At 63.8% G+C, this 24002-nt stretch carries 20 protein-coding genes and 2 pseudogenes; 9 read left to right on the top strand and 13 right to left on the bottom strand.

All coding sequences use genetic code 11. From position 1 onward, the window contains the following. Window positions 1-562 precede the first annotated feature (562 nt). From KQ661_RS16950 to KQ661_RS16935, 4 genes are all read right to left on the bottom strand, one after another. Window positions 563-811 carry a hypothetical protein gene (locus KQ661_RS16950; protein WP_168673872.1) on the bottom strand — a complete coding sequence of 83 codons (249 nt, stop codon included), beginning with the start codon at window positions 809-811 and terminating at the stop codon, window positions 563-565. 622 nt (window positions 812-1433) lie between these two features. Further along, window positions 1434-4241: a S8 family peptidase gene (locus KQ661_RS16945; RefSeq protein WP_216727565.1), complete on the bottom strand. Its 2808-nt coding sequence runs from the start codon at window positions 4239-4241 to the stop codon at window positions 1434-1436. Window positions 4242-4431: 190 nt separating this feature from the next. After that, entirely contained in the window at window positions 4432-4749 is a 318-nt protein-coding gene (locus KQ661_RS16940; protein ID WP_216689406.1) for a hypothetical protein, read from the bottom strand. Between the two features lie 26 nt (window positions 4750-4775). Next, entirely contained in the window at window positions 4776-5084 is a 309-nt protein-coding gene (locus KQ661_RS16935) for a hypothetical protein (RefSeq protein WP_216689405.1), read from the bottom strand. 191 nt (window positions 5085-5275) lie between these two features. Here KQ661_RS16935 and KQ661_RS16930 point away from each other — a divergent pair, with 191 nt between their 5' ends. Then, the gene (locus KQ661_RS16930; protein ID WP_216689404.1) at window positions 5276-5719 is read left to right on the top strand and encodes an energy transducer TonB; all 444 of its coding nucleotides are present in this window, start codon (window positions 5276-5278) and stop codon (window positions 5717-5719) included. Window positions 5720-5730: 11 nt separating this feature from the next. Here KQ661_RS16930 and KQ661_RS16925 read toward each other — a convergent pair whose 3' ends face one another. Beyond that, the gene (locus tag KQ661_RS16925) at window positions 5731-6285 is read right to left on the bottom strand and encodes a hypothetical protein (protein ID WP_216727564.1); all 555 of its coding nucleotides are present in this window, start codon (window positions 6283-6285) and stop codon (window positions 5731-5733) included. 69 nt (window positions 6286-6354) lie between these two features. Beyond that, window positions 6355-7167, bottom strand: a complete 813-nt coding sequence (locus tag KQ661_RS16920; protein WP_216727563.1) for a universal stress protein — start codon at window positions 7165-7167, stop codon at window positions 6355-6357. A 449-nt stretch (window positions 7168-7616) separates the two neighbouring features. On the opposite strand from KQ661_RS16920, the pseudogene KQ661_RS23120 reads away from it, so the two are divergent. From KQ661_RS23120 to KQ661_RS16900, 4 genes and pseudogenes are all read left to right on the top strand, one after another. Further along, a pseudogene (locus tag KQ661_RS23120) lies at window positions 7617-7931 on the top strand (L,D-transpeptidase scaffold domain-containing protein); the annotation flags it as partial. Between the two features lie 133 nt (window positions 7932-8064). Beyond that, complete coding sequence (locus KQ661_RS16910; RefSeq protein WP_216727561.1) at window positions 8065-8943, top strand: L,D-transpeptidase family protein; 879 nt, start codon at window positions 8065-8067, stop codon at window positions 8941-8943. A gap of 340 nt (window positions 8944-9283) precedes the next feature. Then, the gene (locus tag KQ661_RS16905; protein WP_216689400.1) at window positions 9284-10123 is read left to right on the top strand and encodes a universal stress protein; all 840 of its coding nucleotides are present in this window, start codon (window positions 9284-9286) and stop codon (window positions 10121-10123) included. 129 nt (window positions 10124-10252) lie between these two features. Next, the gene (locus tag KQ661_RS16900) at window positions 10253-11092 is read left to right on the top strand and encodes a universal stress protein (protein ID WP_216689399.1); all 840 of its coding nucleotides are present in this window, start codon (window positions 10253-10255) and stop codon (window positions 11090-11092) included. A gap of 270 nt (window positions 11093-11362) precedes the next feature. Here the strand turns inward: KQ661_RS16900 and hemF are convergent, their stop codons facing one another. Continuing rightward, entirely contained in the window at window positions 11363-12445 is a 1083-nt protein-coding gene (hemF, locus tag KQ661_RS16895; RefSeq protein ID WP_317196126.1) for an oxygen-dependent coproporphyrinogen oxidase, read from the bottom strand. Window positions 12446-12932: 487 nt separating this feature from the next. On the opposite strand from hemF, the pseudogene KQ661_RS16890 reads away from it, so the two are divergent. Further along, window positions 12933-13199, top strand: a pseudogene (locus tag KQ661_RS16890) (transposase); the annotation flags it as partial. A 391-nt stretch (window positions 13200-13590) separates the two neighbouring features. Then, entirely contained in the window at window positions 13591-15699 is a 2109-nt protein-coding gene (locus tag KQ661_RS16885; protein ID WP_216727560.1) for a TonB-dependent receptor family protein, read from the top strand. A 144-nt stretch (window positions 15700-15843) separates the two neighbouring features. On the opposite strand, the gene KQ661_RS16880 is transcribed toward KQ661_RS16885, so the two are convergent. Together KQ661_RS16880 and KQ661_RS16875 are read right to left on the bottom strand one after the other, a co-directional pair. Beyond that, window positions 15844-16116: a hypothetical protein gene (locus KQ661_RS16880; RefSeq protein ID WP_216689395.1), complete on the bottom strand. Its 273-nt coding sequence runs from the start codon at window positions 16114-16116 to the stop codon at window positions 15844-15846. A 50-nt stretch (window positions 16117-16166) separates the two neighbouring features. After that, a complete protein-coding gene (locus KQ661_RS16875) occupies window positions 16167-16610 on the bottom strand; it encodes a hypothetical protein (protein WP_216727559.1) in 444 nt (147 codons plus the stop codon). Window positions 16611-16734: 124 nt separating this feature from the next. Between KQ661_RS16875 and KQ661_RS16870 the strand changes: the two genes are divergently transcribed. Then, complete coding sequence (locus tag KQ661_RS16870) at window positions 16735-17010, top strand: GNAT family N-acetyltransferase (protein WP_216689393.1); 276 nt, start codon at window positions 16735-16737, stop codon at window positions 17008-17010. An 83-nt stretch (window positions 17011-17093) separates the two neighbouring features. Here the strand turns inward: KQ661_RS16870 and KQ661_RS16865 are convergent, their stop codons facing one another. Continuing rightward, window positions 17094-19436 (bottom strand): endonuclease, encoded by a 2343-nt coding sequence (locus KQ661_RS16865; protein WP_216727558.1) that lies wholly within the window; start codon window positions 19434-19436, stop codon window positions 17094-17096. 170 nt (window positions 19437-19606) lie between these two features. Between KQ661_RS16865 and KQ661_RS16860 the strand changes: the two genes are divergently transcribed. Beyond that, window positions 19607-19906 (top strand): rhodanese-like domain-containing protein, encoded by a 300-nt coding sequence (locus tag KQ661_RS16860; RefSeq protein WP_216689391.1) that lies wholly within the window; start codon window positions 19607-19609, stop codon window positions 19904-19906. Window positions 19907-20003: 97 nt separating this feature from the next. Here KQ661_RS16860 and KQ661_RS16855 read toward each other — a convergent pair whose 3' ends face one another. From KQ661_RS16855 to KQ661_RS16845, 3 genes are all read right to left on the bottom strand, one after another. Beyond that, window positions 20004-21941: a RecQ family ATP-dependent DNA helicase gene (locus KQ661_RS16855; protein WP_216689390.1), complete on the bottom strand. Its 1938-nt coding sequence runs from the start codon at window positions 21939-21941 to the stop codon at window positions 20004-20006. 286 nt (window positions 21942-22227) lie between these two features. Then, window positions 22228-22872 carry a toxin-antitoxin system YwqK family antitoxin gene (locus KQ661_RS16850; RefSeq protein ID WP_216727557.1) on the bottom strand — a complete coding sequence of 215 codons (645 nt, stop codon included), beginning with the start codon at window positions 22870-22872 and terminating at the stop codon, window positions 22228-22230. Window positions 22873-23040: 168 nt separating this feature from the next. Next, on the bottom strand, window positions 23041-23826 hold the full coding sequence (locus KQ661_RS16845; protein ID WP_216727556.1) for a hypothetical protein: 786 nt from the start codon (window positions 23824-23826) through the stop codon (window positions 23041-23043). Between the last annotated feature and the right edge of the window lie 176 nt (window positions 23827-24002).

The following is a 24002-nucleotide window of genomic DNA, read 5'->3' as shown; positions in this document are numbered from 1 at the left end:
TTTTTTCCCAAGCTAGTATTTTATGCTAATCAACGCCCTTCTCGCGGTCAGTGGCACCAGCGTCCACACGAATAGGGCCATTGCACCAAATGCACAGTTAGCGTTGCTATAGTTGAGCTAATATTTACAACGCATTGACCAATAGCATACTTTGAACAAGGCAAGTTGTGAGGAGGCTGTTGTAACTATTTGAGCAGCCAGTAAATCATTTCACCGAATCCTGGCGCTGTAAAGGGCTTTCCGATTCAGCAATCGACACATGTTTTTTTAAGCTCAACCAGAAAATGCTAACTACGCATTTGGTGCAATGACCCTATCCACACGAACGGGAATCGGGCGATTTGAGTAATTGCTGTTAAGTACTCGATTTCTGGTTGCTTGTTTTTGGTTGCTCGTTTCCCGTTTTTAAGCCGTTTTAGGGTCGGAATTCAACCAGCAGCAACAGAAGCCAAGGCCGCTGGCGTGCCGGGCATTCCCCCCCCCCCAAACAAACCGACCCCGCCGGCGATGAAGCCAGCGGGGTCTTAAGGGATGAAACCATCGGGCGAACGGCCGGCGCGGCCTAGTTCAACCATACATCCGCCACCTGCTCGAAGCGGTGGGCGGCAAAAGCCCCGTAAGGACGCTCGGCATAGAAACCAAGGACGTGCACCTGCGGCTGGCCCGTGCGCACATGCGGCAACACGCGCACGGCGTACACGCGGCCGGCCTCAGGCCAGTCGCCAACGTAGTCGGCCGGACGTTGCGCGTCGTTCACGCAACGGGCAAATTGCTGCAAGGGCAGCGGCGTAGGGAGTTTGACGTTTGACATACCCAAAGATACAATTATTACAGTAAGCTAAAAAATTTGGAAAGTATTTTATTTAGGCTTTTTTGATGAGGAGTTAGGTGATTTCATATTTTCAATATGATTATATCATGAATCATGTAACGTGTTCAGCGGAAGATAGTTGTGTAATAGTTAGGATAGTGGAAAATGCCCGACTAATTTATTTAGTAATTTATGGGAGCGACTTTTTTCACTAAGACAGCTAAATATTGTTATGCTTGTATTGTCTGACTGGTTTATTGTTGCTCCGCTTTTTAGCACCCGGCAGCTGCTATTGCTTGGTTGTCCGGGGCCGGTCAGCTAGTCCCTGCCGCGTGCCGCAATGGGCTGGAAAATAATTGCGCGGGTAAGCTACTGATGGCGTAAGCGGGAGCCGAGATGCACCACAAACCTAGCGCGCCAGGTGCGCCAGATTGCACTAAACCGCTGGATAGCTGATATTCCCCGGCGAAGCACCCATTAATCACTATGTATGCTCCCGGCGGCGGTAATGCAGTGCAATTGCGGCAGGCGGTACGAACTGCTTTCGGCTCAAGCCAAAAAAAGGCCCTTCAGCATGCGGATGGGCATATGAAGGGCCTTTGGGCAATTCTGGTAAGTGCCACTAACGGGTTATCACCACTTTCTGCTGATAGGTGCCGGCTGTGCCGGGAATGCGCAGCACGTACACGCCGGCGGCTATCGCGCTCAGGTCGAAGGTAGCCTCGGCCTGCTGGGTGGGCAGGGCCCAGCGGCGCACGGCGCGGCCGGTGAGGTCGAGTAGGGTGGCCTGCGTGGCGGGCGCTACGGCCGGCAGCACCACGGTGAGGCGCTGGCTGGTGGGGTTTGGATACACTCGGAATGTGTTGTTTGCCAAAGCTGCCGAGCGCGTGGGTAGCACGGTGGCATAAGCCGTGGCCGCCGCATCGGCCGAGGCTTGGAGCTGCGCCAGCGTGGGCGCGGCCAGCACGGCAAAGGCCACGGTGGTAGAGTCGCCGGGGGCCAGCCGGGCCAGCCGGGTGCCCACTACCTGCGATACATCGGCCCCGTTGGGCAGGCCGGCGGTGCGCTGGGCGCGGGCGGTGCCGCTGCTCAGGGCCAGGAATTTTTCGGCCAATGAAAAGCCGTCGGCCAGGCGGATGGGGGCGCCGGCGGGCGCGCCGCCGTCAATGGAATACACGGCCGGCGCGCCGCCGCGCAGCAGCCGGATGCCCGCGTAGGCCATGGGGGCGGGGGTGCCAGCCGGGCCGGCCAGCGCGTAGCAGTAGCCCAGGGCGCGGGCGCTGTCGTAGGCGGCGGCGTTGCGGGCCGCGCCGTTGGAATTGGGCAGGTCCCAATCGGCAAAAATGCCGGCGTAGAGGGGCTTGAGCGTATCGGCGGTGAGGTTTTTGAGCGAATATTCCAGCACCACGAAATCGCGGCGGCCGGGCGTGGTCCAGGCGTAGGCGCGCTGGCGCACGGCCACGCCCACGCTCCGCACGCGGCTGCCGGCCACCGGAATGGTGTCCTGAAAGGCGATGCGGGCTTCCTGGTCGGTGCGGGGGCCGGGCTGCTGACGGGTAGCCTGGCGCAGGCTGAAAAACGACTGCCGCGACTGCCCGCCGCTGCTGCGCAGCCGGTCCGATACCCGGGTGGGCGTGGTGGCCAATAGCAGGCCGCCTTCGCTCAGGATATTGCCACCGGCGCGGTAGCTCAGGCCTGCGCCCACGGTGCCGATGAGGTTATCGAAGGCCAGATTGCCCCGGCTGGTGAGCGTGATATTCAAATCGTTGGCATCGAGCACCACGTAGTCGGGGTTCAGCATCAGGTCCACGTATTGGTCGTACTGAAAGCCGCCGGCGGCCGTGATGCGGTAGCGCAGCGTGGCCGTGGCATTGAGCGGAATACCGCTGGCCGCCACCGCCAGCCGGAAGGGCGCGCTGAAGTTGGTGGCGCGGGCCAGCGTGGCCATGTTGCCCACCACAAAGCTGCCCTGCCGCACCGTGAGGTAGGGCGAGAGCGAAGTGAGCGTGACCGTGAGCCCGGCCACCGGCAGTAGCATATTCTGCACGTCCACGGCCAGGCGCAGGGTGTCGGCGGGGGCATAGGCGGGCCGGGCGGGTAGGAACGTGCTGGCGATGACGCGGGCCTCCTTCGGGCTTTCGGTGAGGGCGCGCAGCACGTTGAGGCGGCCGGTGCCGAGGCGGCCGGCCCAGGCCGCGTTGGCGGGCAGGGCGTCGATATTGTCGGTGGTCTGGCGCAGGCGCGCCCTTACCTGGGCGGCCGTGAGCTGCGGGAATCGCCACCGCACCAGCGCCGCCGCCGCCGCCGCCAGCGGCGCGGCAAACGAGGTGCCGCCCACGGCCACGTAATCGGCATCGGCCACGCCGCTCGCCGATACCGTGTGGTAGCCCTGCGTGGTGAGGATGCTGATGCCCGGGGCCACCAAATCGACGCGGTGGTTGAACGTGCCGCTGCCGCTTTTCTGGTCCGTGCTTTGCACCCCGGATACCGACAGCACATGGTCGTAGGAAGCGGGGTAAAAGAGCACGTCGGCGTTGGTATTGCCGGCGGCGGCTACCACCACGGCGTCGCGGTTCACGGCTGCGTACGTGATGGCATCCTGCTCGAAGCGCGAGTAGCCACCTATTGCGCCCCAGCTCATGTTGATGACCTGACAGCCGTGGTCGGCGGCATACACCACGGCCTCGAACCCGGCAAAAGAGCCGGTGGGCGTGTTGGGATAAATGTTCAGGGGTAGAAACCGGCACTGGTTGCCCAGGCCGGCAATGCCGAGGCCGTTGTCGGTGCGGGCGGCGGCCACCCCGGCCACCATCGAGCCGTGGATGATGGTGATGTCGTAGCCGCAGTCGTTGTCGTTGTTGGCCAGGTCCCAGCCGGTGAAGTTGTCCACGTAGCCGTCGCCGTCGTCGTCGAGGCCGTTTATAGGGTCGGCGTAGTTGTGCTTCAGCTGCTGGCGCAGGTCCTCGTGGGTGAGGCGCACGCCGCCATCGGTGATGCCGATGACGATGCTGCTGTCGCCCCGGGTAACATCCCAGGCGCGGTAAGCGTGAATTTGCTTCAGGTAGAACTGACTGGCTGCGAGGCTGGTGAGCGTAGAGTCGGCCCGGGGGTCGTTGGGCTGGTATAGCGGCTCGCGGGTATAAAGCGGCTCCACGTACTCCACGGCCCCGGTGCCCAGCAGCACGGCCCGGGCCCGGTCGAACGGCGTGGCGGCGGGCAGCTCAACCTGGTAAATCCGCCGCAGGTCCACGCTGCCGGGCCGCTCGGGACTAGGGGCCTGGGTGTGGGGAAATTTCTGCCGCAGGCCGTGGGCGCTCAGCGCATTCAGCGCGGCCTCAAGAGCCGCCGGGGCCTGGCCGGGCCGCAGCTTCAGCACCAGCCGGCCAGGAATGGTGGGCGGCGTGGCCACGGCCGTAGCCGCCTGCCCCAATCCAATTAATAAGAAGAAAAATAATGCACGTAACGTGTTTTTCATCAGGTAAAAGCCTTGCAGTGATATCGCAGTTAAAGATAAGAGCTTACGTATTGATTACGCGGGTTGGATTATCGGCAGACCCGTAAAAAGCAAGCCCGTCGCTTCAGCAGAAGCGGCGGGCTTGGCAGGATAGGGCTGCGCGGTGCTAACGCGGGTTGTAGTACTTGTAGGGCTTAGGCGATTTGGCCGTTTTGAAGGACTCCAGCTTGTGGGGCTTCATGTCGATAACCGGGCGGTTGCTCTCGCGGCGAAACTGGATTTTGTTGTTTTTGCCCTGGCCCGATTCCGAGGTGTGGGAAAAGGCGCGCCGGGCTTTCAACTTGGGGCGCGACTGCGCGGTGGCCGGAATGGTCAGGCTCAGGCCGAGGCCCAGGAACAGCAGAAAAAAAACTTGTGCATGATGGTAAAAAAAGACAGTGAAGGACAGAGCAAATAAGTTGCTCGGGAAGTGATTGAGGAGCAAGTAAGTGGCTAACCAGCAGCAGATAGCTATAATAGGGCTTGTACGTCGTGGCCCAGATTTTCGATATCCTGCCGCAGCTGCTGCCAGGTGCCGTGCTCGGAGCCGGAGGTCGGAGTGTCGGCCTGCGTAAGCTGCGCTGCCAGGCGGGCGCGCTTGGCTTCGAGGGCGGTGGCGTGGGCCTCGTAGGTATTGGCGGAGCCGGCGGCCGTGGCGTGGGCGCGGTTGTGCAGGGTCTTGATTTTGGCATCCAGCTCATCAAGGGCCAGGCGCAGGTTGGGAGCCGAAAGCTGCGGGTCGCGCGGAGCACAAGCGTCGGAAGTAGGGGAGGGGACCATGGGCGGCGAAGTAAGCGGCAGGACAGTTGGGTGTTGTACTGCTTTCAGCCCCGAAAAGATGCCGCCCAGGGCCGCCGTCCCGCCCCCGGTTATGTTGCCAACATTACCACAACAAAAGGATAATTCTCCGGCCGCTGCGCCCGCAACAAGGCCAGGTAGCTTTGTGGCATAGAACTTTAGCCCGACCCCTCATGCATTACCGTTGCGCTTTTGTGGTTGGCCTGATGGTGGCGGCGAGCGGCCTTGCTCAGGCCCAGACGGCTTCGGTAGTGGCGGTGGCCCAGGCCGAAGGCAGCGCCGCCGCCGCCCCGGCGGCTCCCACCGTCTATTTCACGGCCGAGGAAATGCCGAGCTTCCCCGGCGGCGACGCGGCGCTGGTGAAGTTCCTGAGCAGCAAGGTGCAATGCCCCGCCGCCGCCCTCGACCGTGGTTTGTCTGGCAAAGTCCACGTCGCCTTCACCGTAGACCCCGCCGGCCACCTGCACGACCCGCACGTAGTGCGCGGCCTGGGCAGCGGCCTCGACGCAGAAGCCCTGCGCCTCGTGCGCCTCATGCCTTGGTGGACGCTCGGCAAGGTCCACGGCCAGCCCGTGTGGGTGAGCATGACCATGCCCATCGTGTTTCGGTTGCTTTGAAAATCAGTTAATTAGCCATCCATAATGCGGGGCAGGCCCAGCTCCCGCGCTAGTGGGGCCGCGCCCGACTGCCACAGGGCGGCCAGCACCGCGTTGGCGGTTTCGGCCAGTTCCAGGTGGAAGTCTTCGTGCAGGCGGGTGGTTTGGCGCAAGGCCTCCTGGGTGCGTTTGGCCAGGTGCTGAAGCAGGGGCTGGGTGGGGCCATGCAGGCGCGCCGTGCTGGCCGTCTGGTGCCGTAACACGTTGGCCAGCAGCCGCCATCTGAGCTCGGCCTCGCCAAAAGCATCATCGGTTATTTTGGCGTGGTAGGCCAGCCGCGTCTGGAGCTGCCGCAGGATAACGAGCAGGTCGTTGGGCGTTTGGTGGAAGTCCCGCACCGGGTCGTCGACCTGGGTGCGCAGGGCGGCGCGGCGGGTTGCCAGCGCCTCGGGGCCCTCTAGCAGCCGGAAGGCCAGCTGTTCGGTCAGCACGGCATCTTGGGCCACGAGGCGGGCCAGGAGCTGGTCCTTTTCTTTCTGCGGCAGCTGCAGCAGGGCTTTGCGAAGGGCGGGCGGGAGGGCGGGCATGGGGAGGTGCTACGCGGGCAAGGTTCAGCCGCAAGCTACGTGCCTCGCGCCCGCAAGGTGCCGCTGTGCCTACCGGGCCGGCAGTATCAGGATGGGCAACGCGCTGTCCAGCGCGAGCTGGGCCGTCACGCTATTATGAAAAAGCTTGCCCAGAAAGCTGCGCTCACGGGCAATCACCACCAGCAAATCGAAGTCATGGGGCTGGGCCACCTGCATAATGCCCCGGGCCGCGCTGGCGCTGGTCACGGTGCGGGCGTGGGGCGGGGCCAGGTCGACCAGCAGGCCGGTTTGCCGCACCGATTCCAGGGCGGCGAGGTCCTGCTCGTGGTGGCCGGCCGATACGTTCAGCACGGTCACTTCGGCCTCCAGTGCCTTGAAGAGCTGCTGCATGGTGCCGGCGTGCGCGCCCAGGTTGAAGGGCTCCCCATCCACAGCCATCAGCACGCGCCGGGGCGGGGCCGTGCTGCTCACCAGGTAGGGCACCACCAGCATGGGGTAGGGGGCGTGGCGCAGCAGCTCCAGCGAGGTGGTTTGCACCAGCTCATCGGGCAGGTCTGAGTGGTCGGGGCGGCCCAGTACTATCAGGGTGGGGTGGTGCCGGGCCACGGCATCGGCCACGGCCACCTCCACGCGGCCGTAGCCTACTTCGGACACCACGGGCACAGGCAGGCCACGCGCCACACTGCTCAGGGCCAGCGCCACGGCTTCCTTGCTCAGGTCGGAAAAATCGCCCGTGAGGCGCTCCGGGTCCAGCACGGAGTCGCGGCGCACGTTCAGCAGCACCAGCCGGGCATGGAGGGGCCGGGCCAGGTCAGTGGCATAGTCCAGCGCCCGGTTGGCGGCCTGAAAAAAGTCGGTGAGAACAAGCAGGGAGGCGGTCATGATGAGGAGAGGCTGGTGAGAGTGCGCAAAGCAAAGAACCGACCTGCACTGCGCGGGTCAACTGGCATACGTTAGTAAAACCACTTGATTTTTATCATGTTTCGCGGCGAGCAGCTGGCCTTATTTACGGAGTTGTTTATAGAAAATCACAAAAAGTCCCCGAACGGTCATGCAGCGCGCAGCGCAGCATGACCGTTCGGGGACTTTCTAAACAGCTTCTACAGCTTCGGCCCCCGTCCCAAAAGGGAGAGGATGAATTTAGTGAAGATATATATATTAATAACTGTTATAATGAATTAAGTCTGCTGCTGATGGCTGCTCTTCGCCTCATGCCGGTTTGCCTGTGCCTGGTCCTTATGGCCCCGGGGAGCGGCTCCGCGTCCGGCTGGTAGGTCCCGGCCCCGACTTCGGCCGCCATCAACCCCGCCAGCCCACTGCCCACCGAGCCCGTGGGCTCATACATTCAGGCCCTGCTCGATACCACGGTGGCCGGCAGCCAACGCGCCGCCGATGAGCAGCGGGGCCTGCAGGCCGGAGCCGCCCTGCGGGCGTTTTACGGCCCCGACTGCGCCCCGGCCTGGGGCACCGCGCCCGACAGCCTCAACATGAGTGCCGCTCTGGCCCTGCTGGCCCGCGCCGCCGAGTACGGCCTGAGCCCCGCCGACTACCACCTGGGCCAGCTGCTGGCCCTGCGCGATTCGCTGGGCCGCGCTCGGCGTCCGGCCGCTGCCCGGCAGGCCCGCCTCGATGTGTACCTCAGCGATGCGGTGCTGGCTTTTGTGCGCGATTTGCGGCGTGGGCGGCTGCGGCCCTACACGGTGTCGGGGGGGGGAGCGGGCTGCCGGGCCGGCCGGGCAGCCGGGCCCAGTGCTGCGCGCCGCCCTTGCCGGCCACAATGTGCCCGCGGCCCTGCTGGCCAGCCAGCCCGCCAACCGCGAGTACCGGCAGCTGCAGCAGGCCCTGGCGCAGTGGCTGGCTGCCCCCGTGCTGCCCGACTCGGCGGCCCGGCACCAGACGCAGTACGAGCTGGTGGCCCTGAACCTGGAACGCTGGCGCTGGGATGGCATTCCGGAACCCGAATACATCCTCATCAACCTGCCCGCCTACGAGCTGGAGGTAATTGCCCGCGACTCGGTGCAGCGCCGCCACCGCGTGGTGGTAGGCAAGCCCGAAACGCCCACGCTCAGCAGCCGCCTCAGCCACTTCACGCTGGCGCCCGACTGGCATGTGCCGCATTCCATTGCCACTCAGGAAATGCTGCCCCGTCTGAAGAAGGACCCCGGCTATCTGTACCGCAACAACTACCGCCTCACCGATGCCCAGGGCCGGGGGCGCAACCCCTGGCACATCAACTGGAGCCGCGTCACGAAAGAGAACTTCAGTTACACCATCCGGCAGTCGCCCTGCTGCGATAATGCGTTGGGCAACATTGTGTTTCGCTTTGCCAATCCGTACGCCATCTACGTGCACGATACGCCGGCGCGGGCCCTGTTCAAGGCCAGCCGCCGCGCGCTCAGCCACGGCTGCATTCGCCTGCAGAACCCCATGCTGCTGGCCGCCTACCTGCTGCGCCGCGAAGGCCGCCCCGTGCAGCTGCCCACCGAAGACGAATGTGCCCGCATGCCGCGCTCGCGCTATGTGCGCCTGAGCCGGCCTCTGCCGCTCTACGTGCGCTATGCCATCTGCACCGCCGAGAACGGCCAGCTTCGCTTCCTGGTCGATGTGTACCACCGCGACGAATCCCTGCGCCAGGCCCTGTTTGGCCTGCGGCCCTGAGCCGGAATTCGTATTTCGAGCCCGATGGCCTGGTGATAAAAATCATGCAATAAGGCGATTGACATCATGGCGGTGCCGGGTTTATTACTTGACATTTGACTGCTTGCCCGCGCCTCCTAACCCCGGTCCCATCACGCTAAATTCTGCCGCTTATGCAACCGCTGCTGCTCCTGTTTTCGGTGCTGCTGGCCGGCGTGCTGACCCTGCTGGGATGGCACCTGGAAGCCAGCGCCCGGCCCCCGGCCTAGCGCGCCGGGGCGGGGGCCGGGCCACCCGCCGGGGAGTAGCCCGGGTAGGGATATTCGGAGTGTTTTAAACGTCATCTTTTCGTCTCACGGTCATGAATCCATCTGTTTTGGTACTCGACAATCCGCCGACTCCGGTGGTGCAGGCCACCCGGTGGGCGGCTGTGCTTGGGGCCCCGCTCCAGGCCCGGCTCGAGCTGCTGCACCTTTGCCAGGACTCCGAGCCGGCGGCCCGGGCCGGCTTCCCCGCCCACCATGGCCCGGCCGAAACTACCCCGGCCCTCGAAGCCCTGGCCCACCAGCTGCCCACGCCCACCGGCATCACCAGCACCCGGGAGCCCCTGGCCGAAGCCGTGGCCACGGCCGTGCACCGGTACCGCCCGCTGCTGCTGGCCCTGGGCCTGAGCGAGGAGCACGGCCTGTTCGACCACCTGCTGCACAACCGCGCCCTGCCCGCGCTGCGGGCCACCTACCGGCCTCTGCTGCTGGTGCCCGAAGCCGCGCCCGAACCCCGGCTGCCGCGCCGCGTGGTCATCGCCGTCGATGCCGAGCCTTTTGAGCTCAATGCCGCCGCCAAGGCCCTGGCCCCGCTCATGGCTGCCTGGCACGCCTCCTACACGGTGGTGCACGTCACGGCTGCTCCCGAGCCACTGGCCCTGTCCAGCCGCATGGCCCTGGCCGATGTGCGGGCCAGCCGGCTGCTGCCGGCCGCCACCTCGCTGGTGCTGCAGGAGTCGCACCACCCCATTCCGGCCACCGGCATCGTGGAGGCCCTGTATGGCCCGAGCATCGACCTGCTAGTGCTCATTGCCCGCACGCGCAGCTTTCTGGGGCGGTTGTTCCACCGCAGCGTCACGGCGCAGGTGCTGCGGCACACGCCCGTACCGGTGCTGCTGCTGCCGGCCGATACCCCCGAGCTGCCCAGCATGAGCTGAGGCGTTGAATGTGGCTTGAATTGCCGAATGCTCAGGAAGACAAACGTCGAAAAGCCGAAAAAATTAAACTGCTGAAATTACCGAACTGCTGCCCACACTATTGTGCTGCCACCTTTTTCTCGCTTCGTCATGCAACCCAACTTTGTTGTCTTAACCGATTTTTCGCTCGCGGCCGAGCGCGCCCGGGTGTATGCCGCCGCCCTGGCCACGCCCCTCAAGGCCGACCTGCACCTGATACATGTTTTCCTGCCGCAGCCCATCACCACCGAATACGGCACGGTGCTGCCCGTGCTCGACGACCAGTATGTGCCCGCCACCCGGCGCAGCCTCCAGCAGGTGGCTGCCGCCCTGCCCGTGCACGCCACCGCCGAGCTGTTGGAAGCTGACTGGCCCAGCGCCATCGAGCAGGCCCTGCACCAGCACCACCCGCTGCTGCTGGTGTCCGGCCTCACGGCCACCAGCGGCTACCTCGACGAGTGGCTGAGCAACCGCACCCTGCCCCTGGTGCACCAAACCGGCTTCCCGCTGTTGCTCGTGCCCGAGTACTTGCCCGATGCCGCCATGCAGCCGCCCCGCCGCGTGGTGCTGGCCCTGGAGGCCGACCAGGCCTTCACGCTGGAGCCCGCCGCCACTGCCGTAATCCCAGTGCTCCAGGCCTTGGAGTGCGAAATAATACCCATGACGGTGCTGCCGCCGGGCGCGCCGGCCGGCACCGGGGCGGGCTTCGCGGCGGCCCAGGCGTGCGGACTGGCTTCCGCCACGCCCGGCCACGAGCTGCGCCCGGTGCTGAGCGAGCTGCCCGCATCGGGGGTGCTGCAGGCGGTGCAGGAGCTGAACGCCGACCTGCTGGTGCTGCTCGATCAGGGCCATGGCTGGATGCACAAGCTGGTGAGCGGCAGCGTGATAGACCATGTTCTGCGCTACACCAAGGTGCCGGTGCTGCTGCTGTCGGCCCGCCCGCGCGAGTAGGAGCGGAGCGGCCATCAACGTTCGCCGCAACAATTAAAGCTCCTCCTTCGGAAGGCTGCGAATTGTGCAAAATGATAAAAGTCATCTACCGGTATGATGCTGATTATTGGATGTGCAGGAAGACTGAGCGAGCTTTAAGGGTGGTATTCACGGGGCAGTCCTTGCATCGCGGAGCGCCTTCGGCTGGCCGGTGGGCGCCGCGCCAAATTGGCCTGCTTTATTCATTCATGCGGGAATTTCAGCGATTCCCCGCCAGGACTATGCACGTTTCTACCGACCATCTGCAACTGATTTTTGTGTCATCCACGGTTTCGGCGGCGTGGGGCGCGGGCTGGGTGGCCACGGCGGTGCCGGCTCCGCGCCTGGGGCAAATGTCTGTTGCCGTGTTGCCCGTGCGCCTGACGTTGGTGCCAGCCTAAGCCGCCGCTGGCCGGCCGGCACCGCCAGCCAGTCGATGCCCTGGCGCAGCCACTGCTGCGAGGCGGCTTCGGGCGAGGCGGGCGCGGGCGTGAGGTTGTAGTGCCAGTCGGCCTGCGGGGGCAGGCTCATGAGGATGGATTCGGTGCAGCCCCCGGTTTCGAGGCCGAAGCGCGTGTCCCGGTCGATGGCCAGGTTAAACTCGGCGTAGCGGCCCCGGCGCACGCGCTGCCACTGCTGCTCGCGCTCGGTGTAGGGCAGGGGCGCATTCTGGCGCATAATGGCGCTGTAGGTGCGGTCATACACCTCGCCCACGTCCTGCACGAAGGCGAACAATTCCTCAAACAGACCATCGCGGCTCACCGTGAGGCGGTCGAAAAAGAGGCCGCCCACGCCGCGCGTTTCCTGGCGGTGGGGCAGGTAGAAATATTCATCGGCCCAGGCCTTGAAGCGCGGGTAATAGTCGGGCTGGTGGCGCTGGCACACCTCCCAAATCTGCTCATGAAACCAGCGGGCCTGCTGGGCATCCACATAAATCGGGGTCAAATCGAGCCCACCACCGAACCAGGCTTCGCCGTTGCCCACCTCGAAATACCGCACGTTCATGTGCGAGATGGGCACCCGAGGGCTGCGCGGATGCTGCACCACGCGCACGCCGGTGGCAAAGTAGCGGCGGTCGGGCATGAGCAGCTGCCGGGCGGCGGCCTCGCTCATCTCGCCCCACACGGCCGAAAAAGCCACGCCGCCCTTCTCCAGAATATCACCGTGCTGGAGCACGCGGGTGATGCCGCCGCCGCCCTCGGCGTGGGTCCAGTCCTCGGGCACGAAGCGGTGGCCGCTGCCGTCGGCAGTTTCCAGGCGGTGGCATAGCCAGTCCTGAAACTGCCGCATCCACTGCTCGACCATGGCGCGCGGCGCTCTAGAGCGTGAGGACAATTACTTGTGGTCATCTGCTTGTTACCTGAAACAAATTAAGGATTTAAGTATATGCGTCATCATGAAATTATGGACCCTCAATGGGTGGCTATTGCCCCTCTGCTCTCGGGCAAAGTCACCGATTGCGGCGTAACCGCCAAGGATAACCGCCTTTTTTTCAACGCTATCGTGTGAATAATGCGCGCCGGCTGCCCGAACGCTTCGGCAAGCACAATTCTGTCTGCAAGTGCTTCCGCCGCCTGGCCCAAAAAGGCGTGTGGGAACGGGCGTTCGAGGCCCTGCAAGCCCCCGAGTTGGACGGGGTCATGCTCGATTCGACCGTTGTGCGGGCGCACCAGCATTCGGCCGGCCAAAAAAAAGCACCGCCGACGCCGAGCGCTTGGGCCGCAGCCGCGGCGGCATCGGCACCAAAATCCACGCCTGCGTCGAGTCGCTGGGCAACGCCGTACGCCTGATTGCCACCGGCGGGTAAGCCGGCGACAGCCCGCAGGTCCTGCCGCTGCTGGCGGACCTGGCGCCGGGCAAGGTGCTGGCCGACACGGCCTACGACAGCGATGAAACCCGCGCCTATTGCGCCGAAAAGGGCATCGAAGCCGTCATTCCCAGCCACCCCGGCCGGACCCAACCCCTTCCGATGGACGAGGAAACCTACCGCGACCGCAACAAAGTCGAGCGCTTTTTTGGCCGCCTCAAACAGTACCGCCGCCGGGCTACCCGCTACGAGAAAACCGTCGTCTCCTTCCTGGCTTTCTAGCATATTGGAGTAATGATAGATTGGCTTAGATAAATTAGGACTTACGCAGTTGAAACACTAACCAACTGAAAAACAGCAATATAACAAATATACGTCTTGAATGCAAGTCGTTGATTTTCAGGTTACATAGCTTTTGAAGTGCGTAAGTCCTATAAATATATAATTGCTAAATTTTTCTCACGCTCTAGGGGCCGTGTCCGGCAGGGATGAGGTGCCCGCAGAGGGCGACCAGCCAGAACATAACGCCACTAGACAAGGACAGTAGGGCAAAGAAATAGCCAGCCAAACTGGGGAAGGGCCAAATCACAGCAACCCCGCATAAATAAGCCTCCATCCGGCAACAATTTGCGTACTCCGCTGGTCTGCGTCGTGCTGTTTGCCTTACCTGTCTATGCCTCTTCGTTACCTGTTGCTATTGTCCTTGGGGTTGCTCCGGCTGCCCACCCGGGCCCAAACCCGGCCCGATACCACCCGCGCCGTGGTCCTGCCCGAAGCTACCGTCACCGGCTACGGCCAGCGGCTGCCGCTGCGCCGCACCGCCGCCGCCATCGGGATAATCGATGCCCGCGTGATTGCGCAGTTCAGCCCCACGGCCCTCACGCAGGCCGTAAACACGCTGCCCGGCGTGCGGCTGGAGGAACGCGCCACGGCCAGCTACCGGCTCAGTATTCGCGGGAGCTCGCTGCGCTCGCCGTTCGGCGTGCGCAACGTGAAAGTGTATTACAACGGTATTCCCTTCACCGAGGCCGGTGGCAGCACGCCGCTCAATCTGCTCGACCCCGCCATTATCGGGCGGCTCGAAGTGCTGAAAGGGCCGGCCGGCAGCGTGTACGGCGCAGGCACGGGCGGCGTGGCGCTGTTTGGCACGCCGGCGGTGGCGGCGGGCGTTAGCCGGGTAGCGGTGGGGGCCACGGTGGGCAGCTACGGCCTGCGCCGCAGCACCATCACGGTCGAAACGGGCAGTGCCACCAGCAGCATCCGCGCCCAGTACGCCCACCAAAGCCTCGACGGTTACCGCCAGCAAAGCGCCTTGCAGCGCGACGTTTTCGCCCTCGATACCCGCACCGTGGCCGGCCCCAAAACCACGCTGGCCGCCCACTTGCTCTACACCGACATCAGCTACCAGCTGCCCGGCGGCCTTACCCGCGCCCAGTACGCGGCCGACCCCCGGCAGGCGCGCCCGGGCACGGCCACCGCGCCCGGCACCGTGGCGCAACAGGCCTTCTATGCCTCGCGCACCGGCCTGCTGGGCCTCACCCACGAGTACCGCTTTAGCGATAAGCTGGAGCTGCAAACCACGCTCTACGGCAGCGGCACCGTGATTCGGACGCCTTACTTAGTTGATTACGAAAGAGATACCGGCGTGGGCGTGGGCGGGCGCACGGCCCTGAGGTACCGCACGGCGCTGGCCGGGCGGGTACTGCGGCTGCAGGGCGGCGGCGAGTTCCAGGCCGGCTTCACCGACGGGCGCAGCTACCAGAACAACGGCGGCACGCCCGGCGCGCTGCGCTACAACGACGAAATTGCGACCACCACCGGCTTCGCCTTCGCCCAGGCCGACTACAGCCTGCCGGCCGATTTCCAGCTAACCGTGGCCGCCAGCTACAACCGCCTGCGCTACCGCATCGCGCGGGTGAGCAGCGCCGCCACCCAGCCCAACGATTATCAGCTCAGCCGCGATTTCCAGCCCGTGGTGTCGCCCCGCGTGGCGCTCCTGCGCGAGTTCAGCCCCAATTTGTCGGTGTATGCCAGCGTGAGCACCGGCTTCTCGCCGCCCACGCTGGACGAAATCCGGACTTCCGACGGCCGCATCAATGGCGACTTGCAGGCCGAGCGCGGCACCAGCTACGAGGTGGGCGCACGGGGCAATTTCTTCGCCAACAGGTTGACTTACGACGTTAATATTTTTGACCTGGAGCTGCGCCAAACCATCGTCAGCAGCACCACGAGTCAGGGCATCGTCGTCTTCCGCAATATCGGCAGCACCCATCAGCGCGGCCTCGAAGCCGCGCTGAGCGGCTGGCTGTGGCGCGAAACCGTCCCCGTTTCAAGCCCCGAAAATGCGCAAACTGCCGGGCGCGGCCTGCGCGCCTGGGCCAGCTACGCCTACAACGATTTCCGCTTCGGCAGCTACACCAGCGGCACTGCCGACCTTGGCGGCAACCGCCTCACCGGCACCACGCCGCACACCCTGAGCGCAGGGTTGGACTTCAGCGAGCGCCTCGGGTTCTACCTCAGCCCCAGCCTCAGCCATCAGGCCCGCATCGTGCTCAACGATGCCAATACCGAGGAGGCCGCCGGCTACTGGGTGTTTGGGGCGCGGGGCGGCTGGCGGCGCAGCTTCGGCCGTTTGGAAACGAATATTTACGGCGGTATTGACAATGCCACCGACCGCAATTACAGCCTGGGCAATGATTTGAACGCCTTCGGTGGGCGCTACTTCCAGCCTGCGCCGGGCCGGGCGTGGTACGCCGGGACACAGGTGGGCTGGCGGTGGTAGGGGCGCACGAATGGAGTAGCCGACAAAGCCCCAGCGGGGCGACACTTGTCGGACAAGTGTCGCCCCGCTGGGGCTTTGAAAACCATAATTACGGTTCATTGCTACCGATATGTGGCCCCGCTGGGGCTAGCATAAACGGCCGTTCTAGCTATGCTCTTCGGGCAGGGTGAAGGCAGTATCGCTGGGATTGATGAGCTCTTTGGGCAGGGTACCGGGAATTTCGCCGGCGGTCTGCTCGCTCATGTTCATGTTCTGCTCGAAGGTGCGGAGGGAATCATCCATCTCGTCGGCTTTTTCCTGGCCGGAGTCATTGTTGTTGTCGAGCACCTGGCCGTGGGTGGCCGCGTCGAGCATGGGAGTGGAGGCACCGTCTTCCGAGGGTTCCTGGTCGAAGGTGTCGTTGGGGTTATTGGGCATGGTCGGGGATAAAAAATCGAATGGAAAACGAAGCGTAGGGCCGGGCCGGCCTACTCGTCTTTGGCGGGGTAGTCGGTATCGGCCGATTCCTCGCGGGTGTTGTGGGTGCCGCCGCCGGCGTAGCGGGGGTCATCTTTGGCCCAGGCCTCGCGCAGCTCGGTATTGTCGCCGCCTTCGGCCTGCACTTCACGCACCAACTCAGGCGCCTGGTTCTGCATGATGTGGCCGGGCTGGTCCTCGGGGTTGTTGGGAGCGTTTTGAGCTTCTTTCTCGCGGTCCGAGAATTCGCTGAACTCGTCGGGATTATCATTGGCCCCGCTGCGGCCGGAGGCGGCGGCAGTAGCGGCGCTGGCATGGCCGAAGCTGCCGTAGTCGGGGCTGGTGGCCGTCACGGCCGGGTCGTTGGGATTGAGTCGGGCAGCGGCGTCGCGTTCCTGCTGGTCGATAGAACGGGGGTCGTTGTCGTGAGAGAGGGGGGGAGTGGGCGTATTCATGCAGAAGATAATTGAAAAGCAAACGGGCCGGGCCCGCTTCAATAATCTCTTGTACGCAAACCGGCGGTACTCGTTCGCTTTCGCGTATAGCCCGCAGCTTTTATCCTTTCAACTACGCAAGCCGATGCCCATTCAGCACGACACCAAAAACCAGCAATTTACCCTCAGCCAGGACGGCCACACCGGCGAGCTGGCCTACGCCCGCCCCGCCGAGGGTGTTATCGACGTCACCCACACCTTTGTAGACGAGGCCCTGCGCGGCCAGGGCCTGGCCGACGACCTGGCCCGCGCCGCCCTGGCCTTCGCCCGCGAAGAAAAGCTCAAGGTGAAAGCCAGCTGCAAATTCATGGCCGGCTTCGTGCAGAAGCACCACGCCGAATACGCCGACCTGCTGGAATAAGCCCGGCCCCCGGCCCTGTCCGAACGCAAAAGCGCCCCCGACCAGCTGGCCGGGGGCGCTTTTGCGTTCGGGGAAGTAGTGGGCTATTGCACCACTACGCGGCCCGTGTACTCCACGCCGGCGCAGCGCACGCGCACGGCATATAGGCCGGCGGGCAGGCCGCGCAGGTCTACCAAAGCTGCCTCGGTAGCGCTGAGCTGGGCGGTGCGCTGGCGCACGGCGCGGCCCAGCAGGTCGAGCACTTCTACTGTAGCGGAGCGGGCGGCCGCCTGGCCGGGCAGGCGCACCTGCACGGTGGCAGTGGCCGGGTTGGGATATATTTCGAGGGCGGTACGCAGGCCGGCAGCGGTGCGGGTGGCGGTGGTCAGGCCGCAGGCGGTGCTGGTGTAGCTGCCCACGCCGGCGTAGTTATCCACGCCATTGCCGGTCCAGGTGGCTGCTCCGTAGGGGCCATTCCAGCGGCCGCCCTGGTTGGTGTTGGGCAGGCGCACCATGGTATTGTTCAGGGTCGAGCCGCCGCCGGCCACCGTCCATTCGGTGGGGCGCTGGCCAATCACGCCAATAATATCGAGGGTGTCGGTGCCATCAAAGAGGGCCACGGCATCGTCGCCGTTGAAGAAAGCCACGCCGCTTTGCAGGTCGGTTTGGGCGGCTACGCCGGCATCGGTCACGCCGGTGTTAGCAATCACGAACACGTCATAGGGGGCAATGGTACCGCTCAGGGCCTGCGTAGTGGTGGCGGTAGTGGCCCCGTTGGCGTACAGCACCACGCGCTTGCCAGCCAGGGGCATGGGCGAAGTGGTGGGGTTGTAGATTTCCAGCACCTTGGTATTACCCGTGTTCGACTCGGTGTACTGCGTGAAGTAGGGCTTGGTGCAGGGCGCGCCGGCCGGGGCCGCGTCGTCGTTGGTGATGGTGAGGACGTGGGCAGTGGGCTGGCCCAGCAGCACGCCGGCCGTGGAGGGCGTGCCCAGGCGCAGGCGCAGGGTTTCGTCGGGCTCGAAGGTCAGGTCGCCGTTCACGGTCACGGTCACGGCCCGGGTGGTGGGGCCGCCCACGGTGAAGCTCACGCTGGTCGTGTTCAGGGTATAGTCGGACGGCGAAGTGGCGGTGCTGTTGGCCACGTCCACGTTCACCGGCACGGTGATGGCGCTGGTGATGGCCGCGCCGGTCAGGGCCACATTCACGGTGTAGGTGCTGGTGCCGGTGTTGCCCTCAATAATAGCGCCGGTGGCCGAGGCGAAACTCACCGTAGAAGGCGTGCCGTCGTCGTTGAGGATGGTGAGCGTGTGCACGTTGGGGCCGCCCAGGCCGGTGCCGGTGCTGGCGTTGGTCAGGTTGAGAACTACCGTTTCATCGGCTTCGGGCTGGGTGTCGCCGTTCACGGTCAGGGTCACGGTCTGGCTGGTGCTGCCGGCCGGGAAGGTCACGGTAGCGGGCGAGGCGAAGGTGAAATCCGAGCCGCTGGTGGCGGTCGAGTTCATGGCATCGAAGCTCACCTGCACGGTGGTGGCCGTGGCGGCGGCCGGGGCCAGGTTCACGGTAAACGTGTAGGTGCTGGTGCCGGTATTGCCTTCGATGATGCTGCCCGTAGCGCTGGCAAACGTGAATATCGGGCCGGGAGGGGCCAGGCCGTAGGCCTGGGCCACCAGCTCGGGGTGCTCGATGTAGGGGTTGTAGTTGCCCTGGCTGGCGGCCACGCGGCGGTTGCGCTCAATCTCGTGGGCATCCACCGGGTCGGCCAGGTGCCAGGCGTAGAGGGTGGCCAGCGGGGCCAGTGCCGTGATGCTCTGGTGGCCGGTGGCAATCAGCTCCGGCTGGGTGTCGTGCATCGTGTAGAAGTAGAACGCCGTGCGGGCCACGTTGCCTTTGTGGTCTTCGCGGGGCTCAAACTGCGAGTTGGTGTCCTCGCTGTACTCGTCGATGTTGGTGGTCGGGATGGTGCTCTGGCTGCTGGTGTTGCGCATCCAGAGGGTGGTGGCGGCGTCCGGAATGTCGGCGTAGGGGTTGTTGCCCCGGTTCGAATTCCACTGAATATACGTGGGGTAGAGGTGGTGCATATCCGACACCATGCGGGCCGCCGAGCTGAACCACGACTGCGGAATGCTGTGCTCGCAGTTGATGTTGGCCGCCGATGTGGTGCTGGAGCTGGTGAAGCTGAACGGGTTCGGGGTGTTGTAGCCCGAGTACACGCAGGTTACCGAGTTGTTGTAGTTGTCGGCGTAGTTATACATTTTGGCCCGGGCTCCGGCATAGGAGAGCACCGTGCGCTTGCCGTCATACCAGTTGGTACGCAGCCAGTCGCGCAGGGCCTGGCCCTGCAAGTTGGTGGGCGGAGCAGTCGGTACGGCCGGAAATACCTGGGCCTGCAGCGCGGCGGGTACCAGGGCCAGCGCCACCAGCAGCGAAGCGAAAAAGTGTTTCATATGAAACGGGAGAAGGGGATAATGGGATGAGGGATAAGCGCGGGGGCAGAGGGAAGCAGTAAAGGTAACGGATTCGGCCCGGGCGGCTGAGGGCCCGCGCATTACGAAACCAAGAAGACTTCGCCCTATTTTCGTCCCCTCATACCCTCATACCCTCATACCCTACATATATGGCCGACATCACCACCACCGAACTCCGCCAGCGCCTGCAGGCCGGCGAAACCCCGCACCTCGTCGACGTGCGCGAACCCTGGGAGCACGAAGAAGCGAGCATTCCCACGGCCCAGAACATCCCCCTCGGCTCCCTGCCCGAGAAGCTCGACGACCTCGACGCCTGGAAGGACGAGGAAGTAATTGTGCACTGCAAGAGCGGCAGCCGTTCCTCGCAGGCCAAAGCCTACCTCACCCAGCAGGGCTTCAGCAACGTGCGGAATCTGCTGGGCGGGTTCACCGAGTATTCGGCTGGTTAGCAAGTAAGTGCCTCCCTTGTAGCACATGCTTTAGCTTGTGCGGCGTCAGGCAGTTTCGCGCCACCGTCGCACAAGCTAAAGCGTGTGCTACAAGCAGCTATGCCGCCACCAGACGCCCGTCGGCCGCATACGCCAGCTCGCCGCGGTCCACCATTTCCCGCACGGCTGCGGTAATAGCCGCCGCATCCTTCGGCGGAAACGCGGCCAGCAGCTCGCGCGGCGACAGCGCCCCAGCCCGTAAGTGCGCCAGCAGCGGCTCGCGCAGCGACGGAGCCTGGACGGCGGCCTGTGCCGCTTTTTTCTCAGCCAGGCAAATGTCGCAGACTCCGCAGCGGGCCGGGTCGGCCTCGTCGAAATAGGTGAGCAGCAGAATCTGGCGGCAGCGGGTGCCGTTAAGGTACTGGCCCACGGCGTGGGTTTTGGCGCGGGCCAGGTCGCGGGCGGCCGTCATCCGCACCTGGTCGATGGGCAGCTTGGCCGCATCGAAGCGCGGCGTGGTGAACATCGCCTGCGGGGCCTCCTGTTTGGGCTGGTAGTGCAATATGCCCGCCGTGTGCAGGTAGCGCAGCTGCTGGCGCACTTCCACCACGCTGCGTCGCAGGTGCGTGGCCAGCGAATTTTCCGAAATGGTCTGAAAATCGGCAAACAGCTCGCCGCCGTGCAGCCGCAGCAGGGCCTTTATCAGCAAGTCGTGCTGCGCATTGGCCACCTGGAACGTGTACAAATCCTGATGGCTCATTATCAGGTGCACCCGTGCCGGCTGGTTCACGGCCTCGTTCAGCTGCACAAAGCCTTCGCGCTGCAAAATCTTCAGCGAATTGTGCGCGTCCACGGCCTTGATGCGGTAGGTTTCGGCAAACTGCTGCAGGTCGAACTCGAACGCGGCCAGCTCGCCGCCACCCACCGCCGTGCGCGAGTAGTTGGCCAGCGCCTGGTACACGCGCCGCACCGTATCCAGGGGCGGAAACGACTGGCTGGTGCGGCGGCGCAGCTCATCGGCATCGTTGGGCCCGGCCAGCAGCACGGCAAAGGCATATTGGCCGTCGCGCCCGGCGCGGCCGGCCTCCTGGTAGTAAGCCTCCAGGGTATCGGGCGCGTCGAGGTGGGCCACGAGGCGCACGTCGGGCTTGTCGATGCCCATGCCGAAGGCGTTGGTGGCCACGATGAGGCGCACTTTATCGGCAATCCAGTCCTGCTGCACTTGGGTGCGCTTATCTGATGGCAGGCCCGCGTGGTAGGCCGCCGCCGCAAACCGGTGCTGCTGCAGAAACGCGGCCGTGTCCTCCGTCTGCCGCCGGGTGCGGGCATAAACAATGGCCGTTTTGTTCGGCCCCACGCCGCGCACCACTTCCAGCAGCCGGCGCAGCTTGTCCTCCGTTTGCAGCACCGAGTACGAGAGCTTGGGCCGGGCAAAGCTCTGCCGAAACACGCCCGAGCCCGGCCCAAATTTCAGCTTCTCCACGATGTCGGCCTGCACCTGCGCCGTGGCCGTGGCCGTGAGGGCGATAACCGGCGTGCCCGGCGGCAGCTTCTCGCGCAGCTCGGCAATGCGCAGGTAGGGCGGCCGGAAATCGTAGCCCCACTGCGAGAGGCAGTGCGCCTCGTCCACGGCCAGCAGCCCCACGTTCATTTTCGCCACCCGCACCTGAAATAGCTCCGTGAGCAGCCGCTCGGGGCTTACGTACAGGAACTTCACGCTGCGGCCATACACGCAGTTGTCCAGCGCGTGGTCGATTTCCTGGTGGCTCATGCCCGCGTAAATGGCTTCCGCTTTCAGCCCACGCTTGCGCAGGTTGTCCACCTGGTCCTTCATCAGGGCAATCAGCGGCGACACCACGATGCAGATGCCCGGCCGCGCCAGCGCCGGCACCTGAAAGCAGATGCTCTTGCCGCCGCCGGTGGGCAGCAGCGCCAGCGTATCGTGCCCATTCAAAACCGAATTGATGATTTCTTCCTGCCCCGGCCGGAAAGCCGTGTGCCCCCAATGCTCTCGCAGCAGCGCCAGGGGCGAGGTTTCGGTAGGAGCGGAGGACATGGGGCGAAGTTAAGGCCAGGTGTTGCTAAACGATGGGCTTTTGCTTGGCTTTGTGTTGTGCACCGAGACAGCAATTAGCTGAAAAAACGCTTTCGGTAGGAATTTACGAAACCTGCGCGGCTCAGACATATTTCAGGGCCAGCAAACACAGGGTTGGCGAAATCGCGTAGCCCAGCGCTCTGAAGAGGTGCGCAAGGATTTTGAGCGCTTTGGCTGCCTGCCGCAGTCGCAGTATGCCCCCCCCGAAAAGCAGACGTTTGCGGTGACGAATCGGCCCGATAAGGGCTTATTCTGCTTTGCCAACGGGTTGTCCATACACATAACGTACCCCCATCGAATCCCCGTGGACGGATTCGTGAATCACCACGACGCCTTCGAGTTGGCCGTCGCGGCACGTGCCGGCCAACATCCTTTTTCCGTTAGGGTAGTAGTCGACGCGCGGCCCGTTGGCGTGATTGTGTTGGTACACCGAACGGCTCTGCAACTGCCCGGTGGGGTAGTACTGGCGGCGGGTCCCGGTTTGCTGCCCGGCGAGCATCGTCCCTTCGGTTTCCAACGTGCCAGTGGGGTAAAACCCTTGGAACGGGCCGTTGAGCCGGCCGTGGACGTAACAGAACTTGTTTTTCAGGTGGCCGTTGGCGTAGTAAACCCGTTGCAGGCCTTCCAACAACCCATGGCGGTACTGTTCGACGGAGTGCAGGCCGCCGGCCTCGTAAAACATCGAGTCCACCCCATGGCGTTGGCCTCCTTCCACCCAAAAAATTTCGCGGACAGCGCCCGTGGGGAACCGCGCGATTCGTTTAACTGCGCCGTCCGCCTGGGGGTGACACGCCCCACCGAAGCCGGCTAGTAACGCGTAAACCGGCCAGCGCCAGTTCCCATGAAGGGCGCGTGGCAGGCGGTAAACCATAAAAAAGTAGGCATTCGTCATGCGCCGAAATTACGCCAGCACCCCCTTGTTTATTGGCAAAAAAGCACCGTGCGGCAATTTTGCGAAAACGGTGATTAAAACAATCCTGCCTCACTGCCCCTTAAAATATGCTCACAAAAAAGCCCGGCACCTCACGGCACCGGGCTAGTAGAAGCAGGAGAAGTAGGACTAAGCCGCCACTTTCTCCCCGTTCTCACGGTCATCAATGGCCTTGCGCAGCTTGGCAATTGCCTGCACGGCGCGCTCCTCATCGAGGCGGTTGATGTTGAGCAGCATCTTGGTCTTCTCGGGGCGGGTAATCACCGGATGGTTCAGCAGGCGGATAATTTCTTCCTTCTGCGAAGCCGTGGCGTAGTGTACTGGCGCGGCGGGCTGTTCGGCGGCAATGGCCGGTACCTCGGCGGGCAGCACCTGCATGGCGGGCACGGGCTGGGCTGCTACCGGCGCGGGAGCCGCTACGGCCACCGTGTTGGTGTTGTAGTCCATTTCCTCGGCGGGCGTGGGCTCGTAGCCGGCGGCGCGGATAATCCAGGCCAGGCAGTTGCGGTAAGCCTTGCCGATGGCACGGGTCTGGGCCATGCTCATAATGGCGAATTCCTGGTAGAATTTCTTGCCGCTCTCCTTGTTCGAGCACACCGCGAAGCCGGCGCCCACCGTGGTGCCGTGGCGCAGGTCAAACAGCGTCACCTTGGCTTGGTACTTCATTTCCTCGGGGCTGCTCACGTTGATGACGTGCTCCACGATGGGCACGATGCCCAGGCGCGAACCGGCGTACTGCCAGCCCTCCACGTTCACAAACTCCTTGCCTTGCACGTTGGTCGTGAGCTTGTTATCCTTAATGAACTTAGCGAGGTCCTTCGCCAAATCCAGCGTTTCGTCGGAGCGGGCAATGTCGTAGCTCTCGACTTTAACGTTTTTGGTAACTTCCTTGGTGGTTTTCGGGGCCTCGTTCATAGCTTTGTTCTTTAGTAATGTGTCCAACTGATGTTCGGGTTAATAACCCAGAATTAGAAACAAATGTGCCAGAATTGCCAAAAATATTGGTAAATTTTATTGCTGTTGTTCAGTAATTTATCAGCAATAAGAAAATTATTAAGAACTAAGCAGATTGGGAATGGTCGGTGGCGGCT

This window comes from Hymenobacter siberiensis, assembly GCF_018967845.1.
In the GTDB taxonomy this organism is placed as follows: Bacteria; Bacteroidota; Bacteroidia; order Cytophagales; family Hymenobacteraceae; genus Hymenobacter; species Hymenobacter siberiensis.
The sequence above is the reverse complement of the archived record's forward strand: the minus strand, read 5'-3'. Positions and strand labels throughout refer to the sequence as shown.

What these genes read in the sequence shown, in the direction of transcription:
- KQ661_RS16845 (WP_216727556.1), bottom strand. Translation starts at nt 23,826, where the DNA reads ATGAACGAGGCCCCGAAAACCACCAAGGAAGTTACCAAAAACGTTAAA.
- KQ661_RS16865 (WP_216727558.1), bottom strand. Translation starts at nt 19,436, where the DNA reads ATGAAACACTTTTTCGCTTCGCTGCTGGTGGCGCTGGCCCTGGTACCC.
- KQ661_RS16875 (WP_216727559.1), bottom strand. Translation starts at nt 16,610, where the DNA reads ATGAATACGCCCACTCCCCCCCTCTCTCACGACAACGACCCCCGTTCT.
- KQ661_RS16920 (WP_216727563.1), bottom strand. Translation starts at nt 7,167, where the DNA reads ATGACCGCCTCCCTGCTTGTTCTCACCGACTTTTTTCAGGCCGCCAAC.
- KQ661_RS16860 (WP_216689391.1), top strand. Translation starts at nt 19,607, where the DNA reads ATGGCCGACATCACCACCACCGAACTCCGCCAGCGCCTGCAGGCCGGC.
- KQ661_RS16935 (WP_216689405.1), bottom strand. Translation starts at nt 5,084, where the DNA reads ATGGTCCCCTCCCCTACTTCCGACGCTTGTGCTCCGCGCGACCCGCAG.
- KQ661_RS16905 (WP_216689400.1), top strand. Translation starts at nt 9,284, where the DNA reads ATGAATCCATCTGTTTTGGTACTCGACAATCCGCCGACTCCGGTGGTG.
- KQ661_RS16900 (WP_216689399.1), top strand. Translation starts at nt 10,253, where the DNA reads ATGCAACCCAACTTTGTTGTCTTAACCGATTTTTCGCTCGCGGCCGAG.
- KQ661_RS16855 (WP_216689390.1), bottom strand. Translation starts at nt 21,941, where the DNA reads ATGTCCTCCGCTCCTACCGAAACCTCGCCCCTGGCGCTGCTGCGAGAG.
- KQ661_RS16925 (WP_216727564.1), bottom strand. Translation starts at nt 6,285, where the DNA reads ATGCCCGCCCTCCCGCCCGCCCTTCGCAAAGCCCTGCTGCAGCTGCCG.
- KQ661_RS16950 (WP_168673872.1), bottom strand. Translation starts at nt 811, where the DNA reads ATGTCAAACGTCAAACTCCCTACGCCGCTGCCCTTGCAGCAATTTGCC.
- KQ661_RS16930 (WP_216689404.1), top strand. Translation starts at nt 5,276, where the DNA reads ATGCATTACCGTTGCGCTTTTGTGGTTGGCCTGATGGTGGCGGCGAGC.
- KQ661_RS16880 (WP_216689395.1), bottom strand. Translation starts at nt 16,116, where the DNA reads ATGCCCAATAACCCCAACGACACCTTCGACCAGGAACCCTCGGAAGAC.
- KQ661_RS16885 (WP_216727560.1), top strand. Translation starts at nt 13,591, where the DNA reads ATGCCTCTTCGTTACCTGTTGCTATTGTCCTTGGGGTTGCTCCGGCTG.
- KQ661_RS16850 (WP_216727557.1), bottom strand. Translation starts at nt 22,872, where the DNA reads ATGACGAATGCCTACTTTTTTATGGTTTACCGCCTGCCACGCGCCCTT.
- KQ661_RS16870 (WP_216689393.1), top strand. Translation starts at nt 16,735, where the DNA reads ATGCCCATTCAGCACGACACCAAAAACCAGCAATTTACCCTCAGCCAG.